General features: G+C 69.4%; 17 protein-coding genes. 11 read left to right on the top strand and 6 right to left on the bottom strand.

Annotation, left to right across the window (positions count from 1 at the left end; genetic code table 11):
• Window positions 1-45: 45 nt before the first annotated feature.
• The 4 genes from recG to sciP all read right to left on the bottom strand — a co-directional run bounded on the left by recG (window position 46) and on the right by sciP (window position 5721).
• The gene (gene recG, locus ACK8OR_RS02595; protein WP_410187908.1) at window positions 46-2130 is read right to left on the bottom strand and encodes an ATP-dependent DNA helicase RecG; all 2085 of its coding nucleotides are present in this window, start codon (window positions 2128-2130) and stop codon (window positions 46-48) included.
• Window positions 2127-4340 carry an NAD-dependent DNA ligase LigA gene (ligA, locus tag ACK8OR_RS02590; protein WP_410189856.1) on the bottom strand — a complete coding sequence of 738 codons (2214 nt, stop codon included), beginning with the start codon at window positions 4338-4340 and terminating at the stop codon, window positions 2127-2129. Before ligA ends, recG begins: the two co-directional genes overlap by 4 nt.
• A gap of 301 nt (window positions 4341-4641) precedes the next feature.
• Complete coding sequence (ctrA, locus tag ACK8OR_RS02585; protein ID WP_298431750.1) at window positions 4642-5349, bottom strand: response regulator transcription factor CtrA; 708 nt, start codon at window positions 5347-5349, stop codon at window positions 4642-4644.
• Between the two features lie 93 nt (window positions 5350-5442).
• Complete coding sequence (sciP, locus tag ACK8OR_RS02580; protein ID WP_410187907.1) at window positions 5443-5721, bottom strand: CtrA inhibitor SciP; 279 nt, start codon at window positions 5719-5721, stop codon at window positions 5443-5445.
• A 126-nt stretch (window positions 5722-5847) separates the two neighbouring features.
• Between sciP and mnmA the strand changes: the two genes are divergently transcribed.
• The 4 genes from mnmA (at window position 5848) to ACK8OR_RS02560 (ending at window position 9091) form a co-directional block, all read left to right on the top strand.
• Window positions 5848-6987, top strand: a complete 1140-nt coding sequence (mnmA, locus tag ACK8OR_RS02575; protein ID WP_410187906.1) for a tRNA 2-thiouridine(34) synthase MnmA — start codon at window positions 5848-5850, stop codon at window positions 6985-6987.
• Window positions 6988-7190: 203 nt separating this feature from the next.
• Window positions 7191-7619: a DUF2852 domain-containing protein gene (locus ACK8OR_RS02570; protein ID WP_410187905.1), complete on the top strand. Its 429-nt coding sequence runs from the start codon at window positions 7191-7193 to the stop codon at window positions 7617-7619.
• Window positions 7620-7692: 73 nt separating this feature from the next.
• Complete coding sequence (locus ACK8OR_RS02565) at window positions 7693-8142, top strand: RDD family protein (protein WP_298431740.1); 450 nt, start codon at window positions 7693-7695, stop codon at window positions 8140-8142.
• A 118-nt stretch (window positions 8143-8260) separates the two neighbouring features.
• Window positions 8261-9091, top strand: coding sequence for an arginyltransferase (locus ACK8OR_RS02560; RefSeq protein WP_410187904.1), 831 nt, complete (start codon window positions 8261-8263; stop codon window positions 9089-9091).
• Between the two features lie 3 nt (window positions 9092-9094).
• On the opposite strand, the gene ACK8OR_RS02555 is transcribed toward ACK8OR_RS02560, so the two are convergent.
• A complete protein-coding gene (locus tag ACK8OR_RS02555; RefSeq protein WP_410187903.1) occupies window positions 9095-10651 on the bottom strand; it encodes a divergent polysaccharide deacetylase family protein in 1557 nt (518 codons plus the stop codon).
• Window positions 10652-10711: 60 nt separating this feature from the next.
• Here ACK8OR_RS02555 and ACK8OR_RS02550 point away from each other — a divergent pair, with 60 nt between their 5' ends.
• The 6 genes from ACK8OR_RS02550 (at window position 10712) to lexA (ending at window position 15558) form a co-directional block, all read left to right on the top strand.
• Window positions 10712-11293: an anthranilate synthase component II gene (locus ACK8OR_RS02550; protein ID WP_410187902.1), complete on the top strand. Its 582-nt coding sequence runs from the start codon at window positions 10712-10714 to the stop codon at window positions 11291-11293.
• A complete protein-coding gene (gene trpD / locus ACK8OR_RS02545; protein ID WP_410187901.1) occupies window positions 11290-12309 on the top strand; it encodes an anthranilate phosphoribosyltransferase in 1020 nt (339 codons plus the stop codon). The genes ACK8OR_RS02550 and trpD overlap by 4 nt, the downstream gene beginning before the upstream one ends.
• On the top strand, window positions 12306-13118 hold the full coding sequence (trpC, locus tag ACK8OR_RS02540; RefSeq protein WP_410187900.1) for an indole-3-glycerol phosphate synthase TrpC: 813 nt from the start codon (window positions 12306-12308) through the stop codon (window positions 13116-13118). The genes trpD and trpC overlap by 4 nt, the downstream gene beginning before the upstream one ends.
• Entirely contained in the window at window positions 13115-13597 is a 483-nt protein-coding gene (gene moaC / locus ACK8OR_RS02535; RefSeq protein WP_410187899.1) for a cyclic pyranopterin monophosphate synthase MoaC, read from the top strand. Before trpC ends, moaC begins: the two co-directional genes overlap by 4 nt.
• A complete protein-coding gene (locus ACK8OR_RS02530; RefSeq protein ID WP_410187898.1) occupies window positions 13594-14769 on the top strand; it encodes a molybdopterin molybdotransferase MoeA in 1176 nt (391 codons plus the stop codon). The genes moaC and ACK8OR_RS02530 overlap by 4 nt, the downstream gene beginning before the upstream one ends.
• A gap of 99 nt (window positions 14770-14868) precedes the next feature.
• Window positions 14869-15558, top strand: a complete 690-nt coding sequence (lexA, locus tag ACK8OR_RS02525; protein WP_410187897.1) for a transcriptional repressor LexA — start codon at window positions 14869-14871, stop codon at window positions 15556-15558.
• Between the two features lie 37 nt (window positions 15559-15595).
• Here the strand turns inward: lexA and ACK8OR_RS02520 are convergent, their stop codons facing one another.
• On the bottom strand, window positions 15596-17659 hold the full coding sequence (locus ACK8OR_RS02520; protein WP_410187896.1) for a ComEC/Rec2 family competence protein: 2064 nt from the start codon (window positions 17657-17659) through the stop codon (window positions 15596-15598).
• 110 nt (window positions 17660-17769) lie between these two features.
• Between ACK8OR_RS02520 and gltX the strand changes: the two genes are divergently transcribed.
• Entirely contained in the window at window positions 17770-19173 is a 1404-nt protein-coding gene (gene gltX, locus ACK8OR_RS02515; protein ID WP_410187895.1) for a glutamate--tRNA ligase, read from the top strand.
• Window positions 19174-19192 lie beyond the last annotated feature (19 nt).

Raw genomic sequence — 19192 nt, 5'->3', positions numbered from 1 at the left:
TTTTAGAACATCGGTGAACAAACCGCGTTTGTTCCGCGCTATGACCTAGCCGACGGACAGAAGCTTCAGCGCCCTGTCCTGCTCCATGAGCCACAAGAGAAGGCGCGCGGCACGTCCCCGCTCGCCTTCGAGCTTGGGGTCGGTGGTCAGGAGCATGCGCGCATCGGACTGCGCGATCTCCATCAACCCAGCTTGCCGTTCGAGGTCGGCGATGCGGAACCGCGGCAGGCCCGATTGGGCCGTCCCGATCACGTCGCCCGCCCCGCGCAGCCGAAGGTCTTCCTCCGAGATGCGGAAGCCGTCCTCGCTCTCGCGCAGGATGCGCAGCCGCGCTTCGGCCGTCTCGCCGAGCGGCGCCTTGTACATCAGCAGACAGGTCGAGGCCGCCGCCCCGCGCCCCACCCGTCCGCGCAACTGATGCAGCTGCGACAGCCCGAAGGTCTCGGCCCGCTCGATCACCATGATCGAGGCGTTGGGCACGTCGACGCCGACCTCGATCACGGTCGTCGCCACCAGCACCTTGGTGTCGCCCGCTACGAAACGCGCCATCGCCGCGTCCTTTTCGGCCGGCGGCATCTGGCCGTGGACCATGCCCACCACGCCATCGCCAAAGGCCGCGCGGAGCGAGCGGAACCGCTCCTCCGCCGAGGTGGTGTCGACCGTTTCGGACTCGTCGACCAGCGGACAGACCCAATAGGCCTGCCGCCCCTCGGCCACCGCCGCGCGCAGCTTGGCCACCACGTCGTCCATCCGGCTGACGGGCACCGTCGCCGTGGCGACCGGGGTGCGGCCCGGCGGCTTCTCGTCCAGCACACTCAGGTCCATGTCGCCGTATTGCGTCAGTGCCAGCGAGCGGGGGATCGGCGTCGCGGTCATCACCAGCACGTCGACGCCCACGTTCTTCTCGCCCAGAAGCATCCGCTGGCGGACGCCGAAGCGGTGCTGCTCGTCAATCACGGCGAGGCGCAGGTCAGCGAAGGCCACGTCACGCTGGAACACGGCATGCGTGCCCACGAGGATGTGGATATCGCCGCGCGCCAGCGCGTCGAGCTTGACTTGCCGCTCCCGACCCTTGTCGCGGCCCGTCAGCACCTCGAGCACGACGCCCGCCGCCTCTGCCAACGGTTGCAGCCCCTTGTAATGCTGCCGCGCCAGGATTTCGGTCGGGGCCATCAGCACCCCCTGCCCGTCCGCCTCGACGGCGGCGAGCAGCGCCATGAGCGCAACCAGCGTCTTGCCCGCACCGACATCGCCTTGGAGCAGCCGGTTCATCCGTCGCGTCCCGGCCAGATCGCCCGCGATTTCGTCGATGGCGCGCATCTGCGCGCCCGTCGGCTGGAACGGCAGCGAGGCCAGCACCTTGCGCCGCAACCGCCCGTCCCCCTCGGTCGCGCGCCCCTTGCGGGCCCGCTCGGTCGCCCGCGCGAGTGCCAGCGTCAGCTGATGCGCGAAGAGTTCGTCATAGGCCAGCCGCTGCCGCGCCATCGTTCCGGGCGACAGGTCGGCGGCTCCCTCGGGCGCGTGGACCGCACGCAACGCTTCGGCGAAGCCGGGCCACCCGGCTTGCGCGACCTGCCCCGGATCGATCCATTCGGGCAGGTCCGGAACACGGGTCAGCGCCCCGGCGACGGCCTTCGCCATCGCCTTCGCCGTGACGCCTGCGGTCAGGGGATAGACCGGCTCATAGGCGGGCAGCGCCTCGCCCGGCATCAGCACGTGATCGGGATGCGGCATCTGCGCGACCCCGTCATAAAGCTCCGCCTTGCCCGAGATCACGCGCGCCTGTCCCGTCGGCAAAAGCCGCTCGTGCAGTTCCGCGGCACCCCGGAAGAAGACGACCTGAAAGCTGGTCTTCGCGTCCTCGACCTCGATCCGGTAGGGGCGTCCCCGCGTGGCCGGCGGGATGTGGCGCCCGACGGTAACCTGAACCGTCACCACGCCGGGCAGCACCGCGTCGCGAATGCTCTCGACCGGGCTGCGGTCGACGCCCCCCGTCGGCAGCGTCAGGACGAGGTCCTTCGGCGTTGCGACGTGCAGGTTGGCCAGCGCCTTGGCGGATTTCGGGCCGATCCCCGGCAGGGTCTCCAGCCCGGCAAAGAGCGGGAACAGACGCTCCGGCCGCCCGCTCATGCCTCGCCGATCAGGTCGAGCCAGCCGTCCTCGTCCAGCATTCGCACCCCGAGGGTTGCCGCCTTTTCGGCCTTCGACCCCGCACCCGGCCCCGCGACCAGCAGGTCCGTCTTGGCCGAAACCGAGCCCGACACCTTCGCGCCCAGCGCCTCAGCCCGCGCCTTGGCCTCGGCCCGCGTCATCTTCTCCAACGTGCCCGTGAAGACGACGGTGAGCCCCGCGACCGGGCTCGCCTCGGCCACGGCCTCGGGCGCCTCGATCTCGAGTTCCGCAAGGAGCGCGTCGATCGCCGCCCGTTCCTCCGGGGCGTGGAGCGCGTCGCAGATCGCCAGCGCCAGCGTCGCACCGATGCCGTCGATGCCGACCATCTCCTCCCAGGCGGCGCGGGCCTCGGGTTCGACGTCGGCCCATACGGTCGCGCGGATGTCGGTCGGTTTGGCGCGCCGTCCTTCGGCGGCGGCCTCGGCCCGCTCGGCCGCGACGGCGACCTCGGCCCGCCGATGCGCCTCGGCCGCGGGCCCGGCCGCATCAACACCCGCCGCGAACGCGTCCCACGATCCGTAATGCCGGGCCAGGTCGCGCCCCGCGACTTCGCCCAGATGGCGGATGCCCAGCCCGAAGAGGACGCGCGCCAGCGGTTGCACCCGCGCCACCTCGATCGCCGCGAAAAGCTTGGCCGCCGAGGTCTCGCCCCAGCCGTCGAGCGCCGCCACGCTCCTCACCCCAGACCCGTAGCGGCGCTGGAGCGTGAAGATATCCGCGGGACGCAGAACCCATTCGAGGTCGTGGAACCGCTCGACCTCCTTGTCGCCCAGCCCGTCGATATCCAGCGCCGCGCGCCCGACCATGTGCTTGAGCCGTGCGATCACCTGCGCGGGACAGATCAGCCCACCGGTGCAACGGCGCACGCTCTCGCCCGGCTCGCGCGTCGCCGGGCTGCCGCATTCGGGACAGGTCTCGGGGAAGGCGTACGGCAGAGCGTCCGCCGGACGCGCGGACAGGTCCACGCCGCGCACCTTCGGGATCACGTCGCCGGCCCGATAGATCTCGACGCGGTCCCCGACCCTCAGGTCGACGCCGTCTCGGATCGGGTCGCCTGAACTGTCGCGGCCCGCGATGTAGTCCTCGTTGTGGAGCGTGGCGTTCGACACCACCACGCCGCCGACCGTCACAGGCGTCAGCCGCGCCACGGGCGAGATCGCGCCGGTTCGCCCGACCTGTATGTCGATGCCTTCCAGCCGGGTCCACGCCGTCTCGGCGGGGAACTTGTGCGCCGTGGCCCAGCGAGGCGTGGTCGAACGGAACCCCAGCCGCGCCTGAAGCGCCAGGTCGTCGACCTTGTAGACCACGCCGTCGATATCGTAGCCGAGCTCGGCCCGGCGCGCGGCGATGCCGTCATAAACCTCTATCAACGCGGCGGGTCCGTCGCAGGTCGCGGTTTCGGGGTTCACCGAGAAGCCGAGGCGCGCCAGCCGGTCCAGCGCGCCGGTCTGCGTGTCGGCCAACGGATCCGACACCTCGCCCCAGGCATAGGCGAAGAACCGCAGCGGCCGGGCGCGCGTGATCTCGGCGTCGAGCTGGCGCAGGCTGCCGGCCGCGGCATTCCTCGGGTTGGCGAAGGTCTTGGCCGCGGCTTCGGCCTGCCGCGCATTGAGGGCGGCGAAATCGGCGTGGCTCATATAGACTTCGCCCCGCACCTCCAGCAGGGCGGGCGCACCATCGAGCCTTGCGGGAACATCCGCAATGGTCCGCACATTCGCGGTCACGTCTTCGCCGGTCTGCCCGTCGCCACGGGTCGCGGCGTGGATCAGGGCGCCATCCTCGTATCGGATCGAGAGGCTAAGGCCGTCGATCTTCGGCTCGGCCGTATATGCCAGCCGGTCCTCCGCGCCGAGCCCGAGAAAGCGGCGGATCCGGGCGTCGAACTCGGCGACATCCTCGCGGGTGAATGCGTTCGAGAGCGACAGCATCCGGATGCTGTGTCTGATCTTGCCGAACCCGTCCGCCGGGGCAGCCCCGACCAGGTCTGTCGGGCTGTCGGCGCGCTTGAGATCGGGGAAGCGTGCTTCGATCGCCGCATTGCGCCGCTTGAGTTCGTCATAGGTCGCGTCGTCGATCTCGGGCGCGTCCTCGGCGTGATACGCCGCGTTGGCCCGGCCGAGCATCTCGGCCAGGCGGGCGAGTTCGGCCTCGGCCTCCGCCACCGTCATCTCCGCGATCTCGATATCCAGACCTTCCGCCACCCGAAGCCCCCGTTGCGACGCTACGAGACCTAGAACCCCAACCGCCCGCTCGCCAGCGATTCGCGCATATGGTCCGGCCGGGCGGTGCTCGCCCGTATGCTAGCCGCACGATGGAGTCGGGCCGCGCGCGGTGGCAGCGACCCGTCCGTCGGGAGTGTGGTGAGTTGCAACGGAGGACCGGCCCGAAGGCTCCGGCCACATCCGACAGGCCGCGCTGACCCAAGGTCGAAGAACGGCGGATCGGCGCCGAGGCGCGCCGCGCGCCGGGTCAGGCGCTGATGAGCTGGCTCTCGGCCGAGGTCTCGGGGTCGCGCAGCACGTAGCCCCGGCCCCAGACCGTCTCGATGTGATTCTCGCCGCCGGTCGCCTCGGTCAGCTTCTTGCGCAGCTTGCAGATGAACACGTCGATGATCTTCAGCTCGGGCTCGTCCATGCCGCCGTAGAGATGGTTGAGGAACATCTCCTTCGTCAGGGTCGTACCCTTCCGAAGGCTCAGAAGCTCGAGCATCTGGTATTCCTTGCCGGTGAGATGCACGGAGCGGCCATCGACCTCGACCGATTTCGCATCGAGGTTCACCGCCACGGTGCCCGTGCGGATGACCGATTGCGAATGGCCCTTGGAGCGGCGGACGATGGCGTGGATACGCGCGACCAGCTCGTCCCGGTGGAACGGCTTCGTCATGTAATCGTCGGCGCCGAAGCCGAAGCCCTTGATCTTGTTCTCGGTGTCGTCGGAGCCGGAGAGGATCAGGATCGGCGTCTCGATCCGGCTGAGGCGCAACTGCTTGAGGACCTCGTGCCCGTTGATGTCGGGCAGGTTCAGATCGAGCAGGATCAGGTCGTAGTCGTAGAGCTTGGCGAGATCGATTCCCTCCTCGCCCATATCCGTGCAGTAGACGTTCAGGTTCGCGGACCCGAGCATCATCTCGATGCTTTTCGAGGTGGTAGGGTCGTCTTCGACGAGCAGGATTCGCATGGCTCTCTCCGGGAGGATGCAGTGTATGCCTTAAGCCTGCGTCCAAAGGGTTAACTTATCGTTACCCGCGTCAAGAATCCACAGACGCTCCGATCACCCCTGGCGATACCGTTGCGTCAGAGTGGTCTTGAGCCCGTCGGTGCCGTGGTTCGACATCGCCGCCTCCCAGCCTGCGAACTCCTCCTCGGACAGCTCGTAGCGGCCGATCGCCTCCTCCAGGGTGAGCAGGCCCGCCTGCACGCCGCGCACCACGGCCTCCTTCCGGCGGGCCACCCATCGGGTCGTGCCCGCGGGCGGCAGGTCGGCGCGCGACATCTGCGTCCCATTCGGCAGCGTGACCACATGCGGCCCCTGCCCTTTCCTCAGATACATGGCGTCCTCCATCGTGAACGCCTCGTTAGTGCCCGGTCGGGCCTTAAGCGGATGTGAACCGCCGGGTTGTGAATATCTCGCATTTTCCTATATCGGCGGCGTATCTCCGCCCCACCGAGGTTCGACATGCCCCTCGACGCCGCACTCAACTCCCTCGGAATCGCCAAGGCGCCAGCCGACACCCGCGTGGTCGTTGCCATGTCCGGCGGCGTCGACAGTTCGGTCGTGGCCGCGCAGCTGGCCGAGGAAGGCTACGACGTCGTGGGCGTGACGCTGCAGCTCTACGACCATGGCGCGGCGCTGGCCAAGCAGGGGGCCTGCTGTGCGGGGCGCGACATCCATGACGCGCGCAGGGTCGCGGAAACCATGGGGTTTCCACACTATGTGCTCGACTACGAGAACACGTTCCGCGAAGCCGTGATCGACGAGTTCGCCGATGCTTATCTTGGCGGCGCGACCCCCGTGCCCTGCATCCGTTGCAATGAGCGGGTGAAATTCCGCGACCTCCTCGAGACAGCCAAGGATCTCGATGCCGATTGCATGGCCACGGGGCACTATATTCAACGCCACGCAGGCCCCAACGGCGCGGAATTGCACCGCGCCGCCGATCCGGTGCGCGATCAGTCGTATTTTCTCTTTTCGACGACGCAGGAGCAGCTCGACTACCTGCGCTTCCCGCTCGGCCACCTGCCCGACAAGGCGGCGACCCGCGCGCTGGCGCAGCGCTACGGCCTGTCCGTCGCCGACAAGCCTGACAGCCAGGATATCTGTTTCGTGCCCGATGGCGACTACGCCGCCGTGATCGAGAAGCTGCGCCCGGGCAGTGCCGAGCCGGGCGCCATCGTCGACATGGCGGGCTCCGAGCTCGGGCGGCATGACGGGGTCATCCGCTACACCATCGGTCAGCGGAAGGGTCTGGGCCTCGGCGGGCTGGCCGAGCCGCTCTATGTGGTGCGCCTCGATCCAGAAACGCGGCAGGTCGTGGTCGGTCCGAAATCCGCGCTGGCCACTCGTCTCGTGCCGCTGCGCGAAATCAACTGGCTGGGCGATGCGTCGTTCGAGAGCCGGGCGGAATGGCATGTCGGCGTGAAGGTGCGCTCGACCAAGCCCCCCGTCGAGGCGATCCTGCGGCCCTTGGGGCCGGACCGGGCCGAGGTCGAGCTCTTCTCGCCGGAACAGGGCGTGTCGCCGGGCCAGGCCTGTGTCTTCTACGACCTCGATGGACCCCGCATTTTCGGTGGCGGGTGGATCTGGCGCGGCTACTGAGGCCGGTCTGCCGACAGGATTTGTGCCTCTTCGTCCGTTTTCCGGGGGAAATTTGGAGTGGCAACCCCCTCATATCGCTGATCTTTCCGGAAACCATGTAAACCACCTTAACTTTTTTGCGTCCGAACCCTTGCGGCCCCGGGACCCCCACCCCACATCCTGTAATGTGAAACACATTCACATGACTTGAACAGGAGATGCTGATGACCCCCGCCCCCGCCTATGCCGGCCCCGCTTCCGGTTCCTGGCTGTCCCGCACCGAAGGTTGGCTCGACGCCCGTGGAAAGGGGGCCTGGATCGCCGCCATGATCCTCGGCTTCATCTTCTTCTGGCCCGTGGGTCTCGCCTTTCTCGCCTACATGATCTGGAGCAAGCGCATGTTTTCCGGCCGCAATTCGATGTCCTGCAACGCCCGCCGTGCCGCCCGCGGCATGATGGCGACCCGGTCGACCGGCAACGCCGCCTTCGACACCTACAAGGCCGACATGCTCCGCCGTCTCGAAGACGAGCAGAGCGCCTTCGAGGAGTTCCTGCAGCGGCTGCGCGAGGCCAAGGACAAGGCCGAGTTCGACCAGTTCATGGACGAGCGCTCCAAGCGCGACAGCTCGGACCCGACGCCGGCCGAAGCCTGAACCATCCGCGTCGCCCCCAGCCGGGGGCGGCGCATCCCGCCTTCAAGCCCGAACCCGGAGACCGAGACGACCGATGACCTATCTGACCGCAACAACGGCCCTTCCCGACCCCGTCGACCAGCCCGAGTTCTATAACGGCGTGCTCGCGAAGCGGGCGCTCGCATGGATCGTGGACGTCGCCCTCATCACGGGCTTCACGATCGTGGCGGGCATCCTGACGTTGACGCTGGCGTTCTTTCTCTGGCCCGTCGCCTTCATCGCCATCGGCGCGCTCTACCGGATCGGAACGCTCGCCTCGGGATCGGCGACCTGGGGCATGCGCCTCATGGGGATCGAGCTGCGCGGCCCCTCGGGCGACCGGTTCGACGGGATGCAGTCGATGCTGCACGTTCTGGGCTACTACGCATCGATGAGCTTCGTGCTTCCGGCCCTCGCAAGCATCGCGGCGATGTTCGTGACGGGACGCCGCCAGGGCCTGACCGATCTCGTCCTCGGAAGCGCCGCGATCAATCGCCCGTCCTGATCCGGCGCATGGTTTGACCGGCAAGGCCCCGCCCGCGGGGCCTTTTTTCCGTTGACCTGCACCCATGTGCGTCTAGGCTCGCGACGGACCCATTCACCAGACGGCTAAGCTTCGACCCATGCGCCACAGCCTTCCGCTGACGCCGCAGTTCTACGTGACGGCGCCTCAGGCGTGCCCCTATCTCGACGGGCGGCGCGAGCGGAAGCTGTTCACGGCCCTGCAGGGCTCGAACGCGGCCGATCTGAACGACAAGCTCTCGAAGCAGGGCTTCCGCCGGTCGCAGAACGTGCTCTACCGTCCGAGCTGCGCCGATTGCACCGCCTGCCTGTCCGCGCGGATCGCGATCGAACGGTTCAAGCCGTCCCGGTCGCAGCGCAAGACCCTGAGCCGCAACGCCCATCTCCGCCGCGAGATCACCTCGCCCTGGGCGACCGAGGCGCAATACGCCCTCTTCCGCACCTATCTCGAGGCGCGCCACGCCGATGGCGGCATGGCGGACATGGATATCTTCGAATTCGCCGCGATGATTGAGGAGACGCCGATCCGCACGCGCGTCATCGAATACTGGGACGACCGCGCCGTCGAGACGGGCGGTTCGCCCGAGCTCCGCGCCGTCTGCCTGACCGACGTGCTCGATGATGGGCTGTCGATGGTCTATTCGTTCTACGACCCGACCTGCGCCGCCGACAGTCTGGGCACCCAGATCATCCTCGACCATATCGACGTCGCCCGCGAGGCGGGCCTGCCCTACGTCTATCTCGGCTATTGGGTGCCGGGATCGCCGAAGATGGGCTACAAGGCCGGGTTCTCGGCGGTCGAAATCTTCAAGAACCGCCGCTGGGAGGCGCTGGGCGTCCCCTCGGACCACATCCACGAGACGCATCCCCTGTCGGTCGAGCCCATCGCCCAGCAGGTCGCGCGGATCGACCTGCCCGAGACCGACCTCTGAGCGCTAGTCGGCGCTGAGGATCGCGCTGACCGGCGCGATGGCAACCTGGTCGGATCGGTTGCCCAACCGCCAGGAATAGAGCGCCGTGATGGTCTCCGGCTGCGCGCGTCCGATGACGATCGCCGCCCCGTCGCGTGCCGCTTCGAAGGTCGCGCGGTCGAGATAGCGGGTGATGACCGTCGCCCGCTCACCCTCGGCATCGAGCGCGCGGTAGAACATCGCGGCGGGCACACCGGCCCGCTCGGCCGTGGCCACGCCGGAGTTCAGGCCGCCGGGATAGGTCAGAAGCCCCATCCCCTCCTCGGCCAGAACCGGCAGGATCGCCGAAAGCGCGGCCTGGTCGCGCACGAACCCGTCGCTCGCCGGATCGAGGATCGCGACCGCCTCGGGCATCACGGCGAGCGCGCCCTCGACAGCGACCGCGATGTCCTGCGCCGCCTCGCCGGGCCGAAGCGCGTCGGCCAGCATCACGACCTCGAAGCCCTGCGCCCGGAACCGTCGGACCACATCGGCCGCGTCGGGGCGCACCGGGTCGACCGCGAAGGTCACCGGGAAGTCGAACCCCATCAGGTCGGCCTGCGCCACCGGGTCGTCCGGCCCGACCGCGATCACCACCCCGAAGAGCGGCAGGCCCTCGGAATTGTCGAACTCGGCGGCATGGGCGACGAGGTTGGGACGCGGGAGCGCGCCCGCCGCATCGGGCTCGACCACCGGCTCGGTCGCCGCGCGCTCGCTGTCGAGGACGATCCGGCGCGGCTCGATCGGCTCGGCGGCCGGCTCGGGCTCCGGCGTCTCGGCGCGGGGCGCGTCGACCACCTCGTCCTCGGGAACGACGGTGATGGGGTTCGCGGGGGCGGTTTCCACCACGGCGGGGGCGGGTTCGGCCGCAGCCGGCTCGATCTCGATCAGGACGCTATCATTGGTCGCGGGCGGGTCACCCTCGGAGGTCTCGATCCGCACCTCGCGGAAGGTCCGGGGCGGGGTCTCGGTGGGCGAGCCGGGCAGCACCGGCGCCTCGCCCGCGACGGGCGGCGCGGTCATGGCCGCGATGCCCGACGTTTCGGGCTGGGCCGCGGTGCCCGTGTCCAGCTGTGGCTGGGCGACCGTCGCGGTATCGCCCCGCCCGAGCTGGACCGCCACCGGATCCGGGCGCGCGGGCCGGGCTGCGTCGGGCGTCACCACGACGCCATCCTCGCGCGGGCGGTTGAACTGGCTTCCGGCGGGCAGATCGACGTCCTCGGCCACGCTCTCGCGGGCGGTGGAGGTCTGGTCGGTGACCGCGCCGGCCGTCTCGACGGCGGATGCGGACGGCGCGCGCTCGGGCAGCGGCTCGGGCGTCACGGGGACCGTCTCGGCCTGGTCGCGCAGCACCGGCGCCTGCGGCGGCGTGCCCGCCAGTCCCGTCGGCGATCCCGTCACCAGAAGCGAGACCCCGGCCAGCACCACGCCCCAGAGGACGAGAGCCGATACCGATCCCAGCAGCACACCCTTCAACATCGCCTGTCCTTTGCCCGATCGGCGCTGGAACGCGCCTTGACCCTGCCCCCGGGCCTTGGGCATGTATAGCGCCGGGCCACGGGCGTTACACCCCCCAAGGGCGACCGGGAATAGGGGAACGGCTTGCTTCTGCTCATCGACAATTACGACAGTTTCACCTGGAACCTCGTGCATTACGTCGCGGAGATGGGCACCGAAGTGCGTGTCGTGCGCAACGACGCGATGGACGTCCAGGCCGCGATGGCGCTGAAGCCGGCGGGCGTGCTCCTGTCGCCCGGACCCTGCGATCCCGACCAGGCGGGCATCTGTCTCGCCATGGTCGCCGCCTGCGCCGAGACGCGCACCCCGCTGATGGGCGTCTGCCTCGGACATCAGGCCATCGGGCAGGCCTTCGGCGGCCGCGTCGTCCGCGCCCCCGAGATCGTGCATGGCAAGACGGGCCGGATGCACAACGACGGCACGGGCGTCTTCGCGGGCCTGCCGGACGCGTTCGACGCCACGCGCTACCATTCGCTGGTGGTCGATCGCGACACGCTGCCCGATACGCTCGTCGTAAATGCCGAGCTGACCTCGGGCACGATCATGGGCCTGCGCCACCGCGACCTTCCGATCCACGGGGTGCAGTTCCATCCCGAGAGCATCGCCTCGGAGCACGGCCACGCCCTTCTGCGCAACTTCCTTGACACGATGCCGGTCGCGGCATGAGCGATCTCAAGCCCCTGCTCGACGCGGCGCCCGACCGCGCCCTGACCCGCGAGGAGGCTGAGCGCGCCTTCGCCACGTTCTTCGACGGCGCAGCCACGCCGGCGCAGATCGGCGGCTTCCTCATGGCGCTGCGCACCCGGGGCGAGACGGTGGACGAGATCGCCGCCGCCGCCGCCGCCATGCGCGCCCGGATGAACCGCGTCGCGGCACCAGACGGCGCGATGGACATCGTCGGCACAGGCGGCGACGGCAAGGGCACGCTCAACATCTCGACCGCGACGGCCTTCGTCGTCGCCGGCGCGGGCGTGCCCGTGGCCAAGCACGGCAACCGCAACCTCAGCTCGAAATCTGGGGCGGCGGATGTCTTGACGCAGATGGGCGTCGAGGTGAACATCGGCGCGCAGGTCGCTGAAAAGGCACTGGAAACCTGCGGCATCTGCTTCATGATGGCGCCGATGCACCATCCCGCGACGCGCCACGTCATGCCCGTGCGCGGCGAGCTGGGAACCCGCACCGTGTTCAACATCCTCGGGCCGCTCACGAACCCCGCAGGCGTCCGCCGCCAGCTGACCGGGGCCTACGCCCCTCACCTGATCCGCCCGATGGCCGAGGTCTTGTGCGCGCTCGGCTCCGAGGCGGCGTGGCTCGTCCACGGCTCGGACGGAACGGACGAGATTTCCATCGCGGGGCCGACCGCCGTCGCCGCGCTGAAGGACGGGACCGTGACCGAAAACGAGATCACGCCCGACGACGCGGGCCTGCCGACACACCCTTTTTCGGCCATCGAGGGGGGCGACCCGGCAGAGAACGCGCGTGCCTTCCGCGGCCTGATGGACGGCGACGCCTCGGCCTATCGCGACGCCGTCCTCCTGAATGCCGCGGCGGCCCTTGTGGTGGCGGGCCGGGCCGCCGATCTGGCCAACGGTGCCGCCCTGGCTGCCAAATCAATCGATGGCGGTGCCGCTCGGGCCAAGGTCGATGCGCTCGCCGCCTTCACCACGGAGGCCGCCCGATGAGCACGCCGACCATCCTCGACCGCATCAAGGCCTACAAGCTCGAGGAGATCGCCGCCCGGAAGGCCGAGCGCGATCAGTCCGCCATCGAGGATGCGGCCCGCGCTGCACCCGCGGTCCGGCCCTTCGCCGGCGCGCTCCAGCAGGCGTCGATCCAGGGCTACGGTCTCATCGCCGAGATCAAGAAGGCCAGCCCGTCCAAGGGCCTGATCCGCGCCGATTTCGATCCGCCCGCTCTGGCCGAGGCCTATGCCGAAGGTGGCGCGACCTGCCTTTCGGTGCTGACAGACGCGCCATCCTTTCAGGGCGACGAGGCCTATCTCGTGGCCGCGCGCGAGGCGGTGGATCTGCCCGTGCTGCGCAAGGATTTCCTCTACGACCCGTGGCAGGTCGCCGAGAGCCGCGCGCTCGGGGCTGACTGCATCCTGATCATCATGGCCTCGGTCTCGGACGCGCAGGCGACCGAGCTGGAGGCCGCCGCGACCGAATGGGGCATGGACGCGCTGATCGAGGTGCATGACCGCGCCGAGCTGGAGCGCGCGGACCGTCTGACCTCGCGATTGCTGGGCGTCAACAACCGCAATCTCAATACCTTCGAGACCGATCTTGCCACGACCCGCGACCTTGCGCGGCGGGCACCGGAGGACTGCCTCCTCGTCTCGGAGTCCGGGCTTTCCAGCCCATCGGACCTCGAGGACATGGCCCGTCACGGGGCGCGGTGCTTCCTGATCGGCGAAAGCCTGATGCGGCGCGAGGATGTCGCGCAGGCCACGGCGACACTGCTGGCCAATCCGCTGACGGCACAGCGATGACCGGGCTGACCCATTTCGATGAGTCGGGGGCCGCACATATGGTCGACGTCTCGGGCAAGGCCGACACCGATCGCGTCGCCGTGGCCGAGGGCCGGGTCACGATGTCCGACGCGACGCTGGCCACGATCCTGTCCGGCACCGCCGATAAGGGCGACGTGATCGGGACCGCACGGCTGGCCGGGATCATGGGGGCCAAGCGGACGTCGGATCTGATCCCGCTCTGCCATCCCCTGCCCATCGCGCGCGTGGCGATCGAGATCGCGCCGGACGAGGCGCTGCCCGGCCTCGTGGTGACCGCCACGGTCGCGACGCGCGGCCCGACCGGCGTCGAGATGGAGGCGCTTACGGCGGTCTCGACGGCGTGTCTCACGATCTACGACATGGCCAAGGCGGTCCAGAAGGACATGGAGATCGGCGGCATCCGACTGCTGTCCAAGACCGGCGGCAAGTCCGGGCCTTGGACGGCCCCCCACCCGTGATTAGCGTCGAGGACGCAACCGCGCGCCTGTTCTCTCTTGTTGACCCAATGCCGGTCGAGGAAGTCGGCCTCGCCGATGCGATGGGCCGAGTGCTGGCCCGTCCGATCGCCGCCAATCACGCGCAGCCGCCCTTCGCCGCCTCCGCGATGGACGGCTATGCAGTGACCGACCTTGACCCTGCGCCCGGCGACCGTTTCCGCGTCATCGGCGAGGCCGCGGCCGGACGGCCCTTCGCGGGGACCGTCGCGATCGGCGAAGCGGTGCGCATCTTCACGGGTGCGGTCGTGCCCGAGGGCGCGACCCGCGTCATCATCCAGGAAGATGTGAGCCGCGACGGAGACCGGATCACGCTCGGCGACGCACTCGACCCCAGCACGTATATCCGCCCGGCGGGCGGCGATTTCGACGCTGGCTTCCGGCTCGGACCCCGCCGCCTCGGAAGCCGGGACATCGCTCTCGCGGCATCGATGGGCCACAGCGTCCTGCCATGCGCCAAGCGGCCCGATGTCGCGATCCTGATGACCGGCGACGAGCTTCGCGCGCCGGGACAGGACCTCGCGCCGGGCGAGATCGTCGCAAGCAACGGCTACGGGTTGGCCGCGATGCTCGGCGCGCACGGCGCAATCCCGCGCATCCTGCCCTTCGCGCGCGACACGCCCGAAAGTCTCGCAACGGCCTTCGATCTTGCGCGTGGGGCGGACCTCATCGTGACCATCGGCGGTGCGTCCGTGGGCGATCACGACCTGATCGCGCAGACGGCCGGGACGGCGGGTCTGGACCTCGCGTTCCACAAGGTAGCGATGCGGCCGGGAAAGCCGCTCCTGGCTGGGCGCCTGGACAATTCGACCCTCATCGGTTTGCCGGGAAATCCCGTATCGGCAATGGTTTGCGGCGTGGTCTTCATCCTCCCGACGATCCGCCTGATGCTGGGCCTCGATCCGAGTGTGCCGACGGTCGAGCGGCGTCTCGGGGACCCGCTTTCGGAGAACGGGCCGCGTCAGCACTACATGCGCGCGCGCGATCTTGGCGACGGCACATGTGCCGTCGATGCACGCCAAGACAGCGCCCTGCTCGGCGTCCTTGCCCGGAGCGACATCCTCGTGCTGCGCCCGCCCGGCGACCCGGCCCGGGCTGCGGGCGATGTCGTGACGGCGATCCCCTTCCCCCACTGATCGCGCATGTGGACGGAACGGGAACGCGGCGTTGACACAAAACCGGAACCTTTCTAGAACGAATAGGGATTGACCGAGTTCACAACACAGGATCGAACCATGCTCACGCGGAAACAGCGCGACCTCCTGGCCTTTATCCACAAGCGCGTGCAGCGCGACGGCGTACCGCCCTCCTTCGACGAGATGAAGGATGCGCTGGACCTGCGATCGAAGTCGGGGATTCACCGCCTCATCACCGCACTCGAGGAGCGGGGCTTCATCCGCCGCCTCGCCCACCGCGCCCGTGCGATCGAGATCACGCGCCTGCCGGACGATCTGGCCGCGGCATCGGGCTTCGTGCCCCGTGTGATCGAAGGCGACCGTCCGCAGTCCACGCCCCCCACCGCCCGCCCCGTGCAGGTCGATGCCTCTGATGTGCCGGTGATGGGCCGGATCGCGGCCGGTGTCCCGATCGAGGCGATCAGCGAGGTGTCTCACCACGTCGCCGTGCCGGGCCAGATGCTCGACCGGGGCGGCGACCACTACGCGCTGGAGGTCAAGGGCGACTCGATGATCGACGCGGGCATCAACGACGGCGATGTCGTCGTGATCCGCGAGCAGTCCTCGGCCGACAACGGCGAGATCGTGGTCGCGCTGGTCGATGGCCACGAGGCGACTCTCAAACGCTACCGCCGACAGAAGGGCATGATTGCCCTCGAAGCAGCGAACCCGGCCTATGAGACGCGCGTTCTGCGCGAAGATCAGGTGCGCATCCAAGGGCGGCTGGTCGGCCTGATCCGCAGCTACTGAAGCTTGACGAGGCGCCGTCGGGATCGCCCCGGCGGCGCTATCGCGTCGCGGGCACCCACGGGCGGCGCCCCTGGACCGCCCGTGCATGGATTTCAACGACGTCCCCGTCCTCGACGGTCAGTGCGATCGACCCAGTTCGACGCAACAGGCGGGCGTCGATCACGCGGCAGGTCTCGGCCTTCCCCTCGAACGGGAGCGGCGTCACCAGCCAGCCATCGCTCCGCCGACAGGCTTCGAGCGCAGCCGGAAGGTCCCGTTTGCCCCGCGCGATATGGATGGCTGGGAGCGGTTCGAGATCGGGCCGATTGCGCGCCGCTGCGACGACCTGCCCTGTCGGATCACCATCGTTCTCGAGCCATGCCTCGGCGGTGAACCCAGCCCCCTTCTCGCGGTCAAGCCAGCGTCCCTCGGGTCCCGCGATGCCCACCAGTCGACCGGTTTCGGCGATCAGCACCTCCGCCCGCCCCCCTTGCAGCCAGAGCGCGCCCGCGAGCATCAGGACCGCGACGCCCAAGAGACGCGTCCGGCCGATCGCGCAGCCGATCACCGTCATGCCCACCCCGAGAAGCGGCAGCACCCACGGGTCTGGCGCCGCGATGGTGCGCACCGCGCCAGGCATGTCCGCCACCCGGGCCGCCACCTCGAGGATCCAGGCGATGCCTGCCCCCGCGATGGCCAGCGGCGGCCCCTCGAGCCCGATCGGCCAGAGGAGGAGCGACAGAAGGAGCATCGGCATCACCGCAAAGCCCATCGCGGGCACGGCAAGCAGATTGGCCAGCACGCCGAATTGTCCGATGCGGTTGAAGTGATATGCGGCGAAGGGCGCGGTCGCGGCCCCCGCCACGATGGAGGACAGGAGGAGCGAGACGAAGACGCCGCGCCAGCCGGTCATCCATTTCGACCGCTCGGGTCCCGACAGCGCGCGGAAGGCGAGGACCAGCGCGCCGGTCGCGGCGAAGGACATCTGGAAGCCGGGGCCGATCAGGCTTTCGGGATGCCAGGCAAGGATCAGGAGCGCGGCGATGGCGACGCTTCGGATCGAAAGGACGCGCTGGCCCACGAGGACCGCGCCCAGCATGACGGCGGCCATGACGAAGGCGCGCTGCGTCGCGACCGTGCCGCCCGACAGGAAGAGGTAGGCCAGCGCGAAGGGCAAGGCGGCGGCCGCGGCCCATTGCTTGGTCGGCCGGGTCAGCGCGATCCGGGGGATCAACGCCAGCCCGCCGCGCATGGCCCAGAACACGAAACCGACCAGGAGGCCCATATGCAGCCCCGAAATGGCGAGGAGATGCGCGAGGTTCGACGCGCGCAGGTCCGCGACCACCTCGTCCGATAGTTGCGAGCGGTCGCCTGTCGTGATCGCCGCCGCGACTGCCCCCTGCTGACCCGGCAAACGCTCGCGCAGGGCAGTCCCGATGGCCATCCGCGCGCGCGAGACGATCAGGGCCGCGCCACCCTCGGGCGGGGCGATCCGCAGAAGCGGGAGGCGTGTATAGCCGAGCGCGCCGAGCCGCTGGAAGAAGGCATGGCGCTGGAAATCGAAGCCGCCGGGTTCGGTCGGCCCGGCCGGGGGCGACAGATGTGCCGTCGTCATCACCCATGTGCCGAGTGCGGGGACAGCGCCGCCCTCGCCATGGAGGGACACGCGGACCCGCGCGGGCGTCTCGCGCCGGGGCACGTCGTCGAGCCGCACGCGGTCGAGCGTCAGGCGAACGGCTCCCGAGGCGGAGCGGTCAACGACGCGGATGCGCCCCTCGACCGCGCCGTAATATCGGAAGTCCAGCACCGGTGCTGCGACGACGGCCGTGCGCGCCTGCCCCGCCAGCACGCCGCCAAGCGCCACGGCAAGCCAGAGCGCGAGGAACCCGATCCCGTGGCGGGTGAGGCACGCGAAGACGAGGAGCATCGCCATCGTCGCGCCTGAGATAAGGGCCGCCGCGGCCCCAGGTTCGACCGGCAAGGCGAAATAGGTGCCGACGCCCGTCCCGAAGGCGAGCGCGAGCCAGGGCAGCCTGCGACCCCGAAGGTCGTGCAGGGCCAGCGCGGCGCGATCGACCGGACCCGGTTGCGTGACGGCGCCGACGGTGCCCGAGGGCTGCATCCTTGCCCTCCTCCGACGGGCTGCCTAGAACGTGCCAACCCTCGCCCGCGCCGGGTTTACAATTCGTTAACCGCCGCGCCCCGCGACCCTTTCCGAACAGAGGCACGCCAATGGATCGACCCGTCGTCACGCGCATCGCGCCCTCGCCCACCGGCATGATGCATATCGGGACGGCGCGGACGGCGCTCTTCAACTGGCTCTATGCCCGAGGGCGCGACGGGCGGTTCCTCTTGCGGATCGAAGACACCGACGTCGCGCGGTCCACGCCGGAGGCGACGCAGGCGATCCTCGACGGGCTGACCTGGCTGGGGCTCGACTGGGACGGCGAGGCGGTCAGCCAAGCGGGCCAGGCGGCGCGGCATGCCGAGGTGGCGCAGGCGATGCTGAACGCCGGGCGCGCCTATCGCTGCTTCTCGACGCAAGACGAGATCGAGGCCTTCCGCGAGGCGGCGCGCGCAGAGGGTCGGTCGACCCTCTTCCAGAGCCCGTGGCGCGACGTGCCCACCGACGACCACCCGGATGCGCCATCGGTGATCCGCCTGAAGGCGCCGCGCGACGGGGCGACGGTCATCGCAGACGCCGTCCAGGGTGACGTCACGATCCGCAACGATCATCTCGACGACATGGTTCTGCTGCGCTCGGACGGAACGCCGACCTACATGCTCGCCGTCGTCGTGGACGACCACGACATGGACATCACCCACGTCATTCGGGGCGACGACCACCTGAATAACGCCGCGCGCCAGATCCAGATCTACGATGCGATGGGCTGGGACGAGCCGGTCTGGGCGCATATCCCCCTGATCCACGGCGCAGATGGCAAGAAGCTGTCGAAGCGGCACGGCGCGACGGGCGTGACCGAGTTCGCCGAGATGGGCTTTCCGGCCGCGGCCATGCGCAACTACCTCGCGCGCCTGGGTTGGAGCCATGGGGATGACGAGTTCTTCACCGATGCCGAGGCGCGGGACTGGTTCGACCTCGGCGGGATCGGCAAGGCCCCCGCGCGGTTGGACCTGAAGAAGCTCGAGAATCTGTCCGGCCAGCATATCGCTGCGATGGAACCCGAAGCGGTGGCGGTCGCGACCGAGGATTGGCTCGCGCGGACCGGGGGCGTGCCGATCGATGGCGACGCGCTGCGGCGCGCGGTGCCCGTGGCCCAGGCAGGCGCGCGCACCCTGCCCCAGCTTCTGGAGAAGGCTCATTTCGCCCTCGTGGCTCGCCCGATCCGGATCGAGGAAAAGGCTGCCAAGGCGCTCGATACGGTATCCCGTGGCATACTGTCGGAATTGACGCCGCACCTGCAAACTGCTAGCTGGACCCGCGACGCGCTGGAGGGTGTCGTGGGCGACGTGGCCCAGGCCCACGGGCTCGGTCTCGGGAAGATCGCCGCGCCGCTGCGCGCCGCCCTTGCCGGGCGCACCGCCACCCCCAGCGTCTTCGACATGATGCTCGTCCTCGGACGGGACGAGACGCTGGCACGGCTGGCGGACGTGGTCGAAAGCGACCCATCCTGAACCGAGGCCACGGCGACAC

The organism is Jannaschia halovivens (assembly GCF_046452375.1).
Lineage (GTDB): Bacteria > Pseudomonadota > Alphaproteobacteria > Rhodobacterales > Rhodobacteraceae > Jannaschia > Jannaschia halovivens.
This window is presented reverse-complemented; position numbering and strand designations above follow the sequence as displayed.

Bases quoted from the DNA above. Each gene is read 5' to 3' on its own strand.
- recG (WP_410187908.1), bottom strand. From the start codon at position 2,130: ATGAGCGGGCGGCCGGAGCGTCTGTTCCCGCTCTTTGCCGGGCTGGAG.
- ligA (WP_410189856.1), bottom strand. From the start codon at position 4,340: ATGACGGTGGCGGAGGCCGAGGCCGAACTCGCCCGCCTGGCCGAGATG.
- ctrA (WP_298431750.1), bottom strand. From the start codon at position 5,349: ATGCGAATCCTGCTCGTCGAAGACGACCCTACCACCTCGAAAAGCATC.
- sciP (WP_410187907.1), bottom strand. From the start codon at position 5,721: ATGTATCTGAGGAAAGGGCAGGGGCCGCATGTGGTCACGCTGCCGAAT.
- mnmA (WP_410187906.1), top strand. From the start codon at position 5,848: ATGCCCCTCGACGCCGCACTCAACTCCCTCGGAATCGCCAAGGCGCCA.
- ACK8OR_RS02570 (WP_410187905.1), top strand. From the start codon at position 7,191: ATGACCCCCGCCCCCGCCTATGCCGGCCCCGCTTCCGGTTCCTGGCTG.
- ACK8OR_RS02565 (WP_298431740.1), top strand. From the start codon at position 7,693: ATGACCTATCTGACCGCAACAACGGCCCTTCCCGACCCCGTCGACCAG.
- ACK8OR_RS02560 (WP_410187904.1), top strand. From the start codon at position 8,261: ATGCGCCACAGCCTTCCGCTGACGCCGCAGTTCTACGTGACGGCGCCT.
- ACK8OR_RS02555 (WP_410187903.1), bottom strand. From the start codon at position 10,651: ATGCCCAAGGCCCGGGGGCAGGGTCAAGGCGCGTTCCAGCGCCGATCG.
- trpD (WP_410187901.1), top strand. From the start codon at position 11,290: ATGAGCGATCTCAAGCCCCTGCTCGACGCGGCGCCCGACCGCGCCCTG.
- trpC (WP_410187900.1), top strand. From the start codon at position 12,306: ATGAGCACGCCGACCATCCTCGACCGCATCAAGGCCTACAAGCTCGAG.
- moaC (WP_410187899.1), top strand. From the start codon at position 13,115: ATGACCGGGCTGACCCATTTCGATGAGTCGGGGGCCGCACATATGGTC.
- lexA (WP_410187897.1), top strand. From the start codon at position 14,869: ATGCTCACGCGGAAACAGCGCGACCTCCTGGCCTTTATCCACAAGCGC.
- ACK8OR_RS02520 (WP_410187896.1), bottom strand. From the start codon at position 17,659: ATGCAGCCCTCGGGCACCGTCGGCGCCGTCACGCAACCGGGTCCGGTC.
- gltX (WP_410187895.1), top strand. From the start codon at position 17,770: ATGGATCGACCCGTCGTCACGCGCATCGCGCCCTCGCCCACCGGCATG.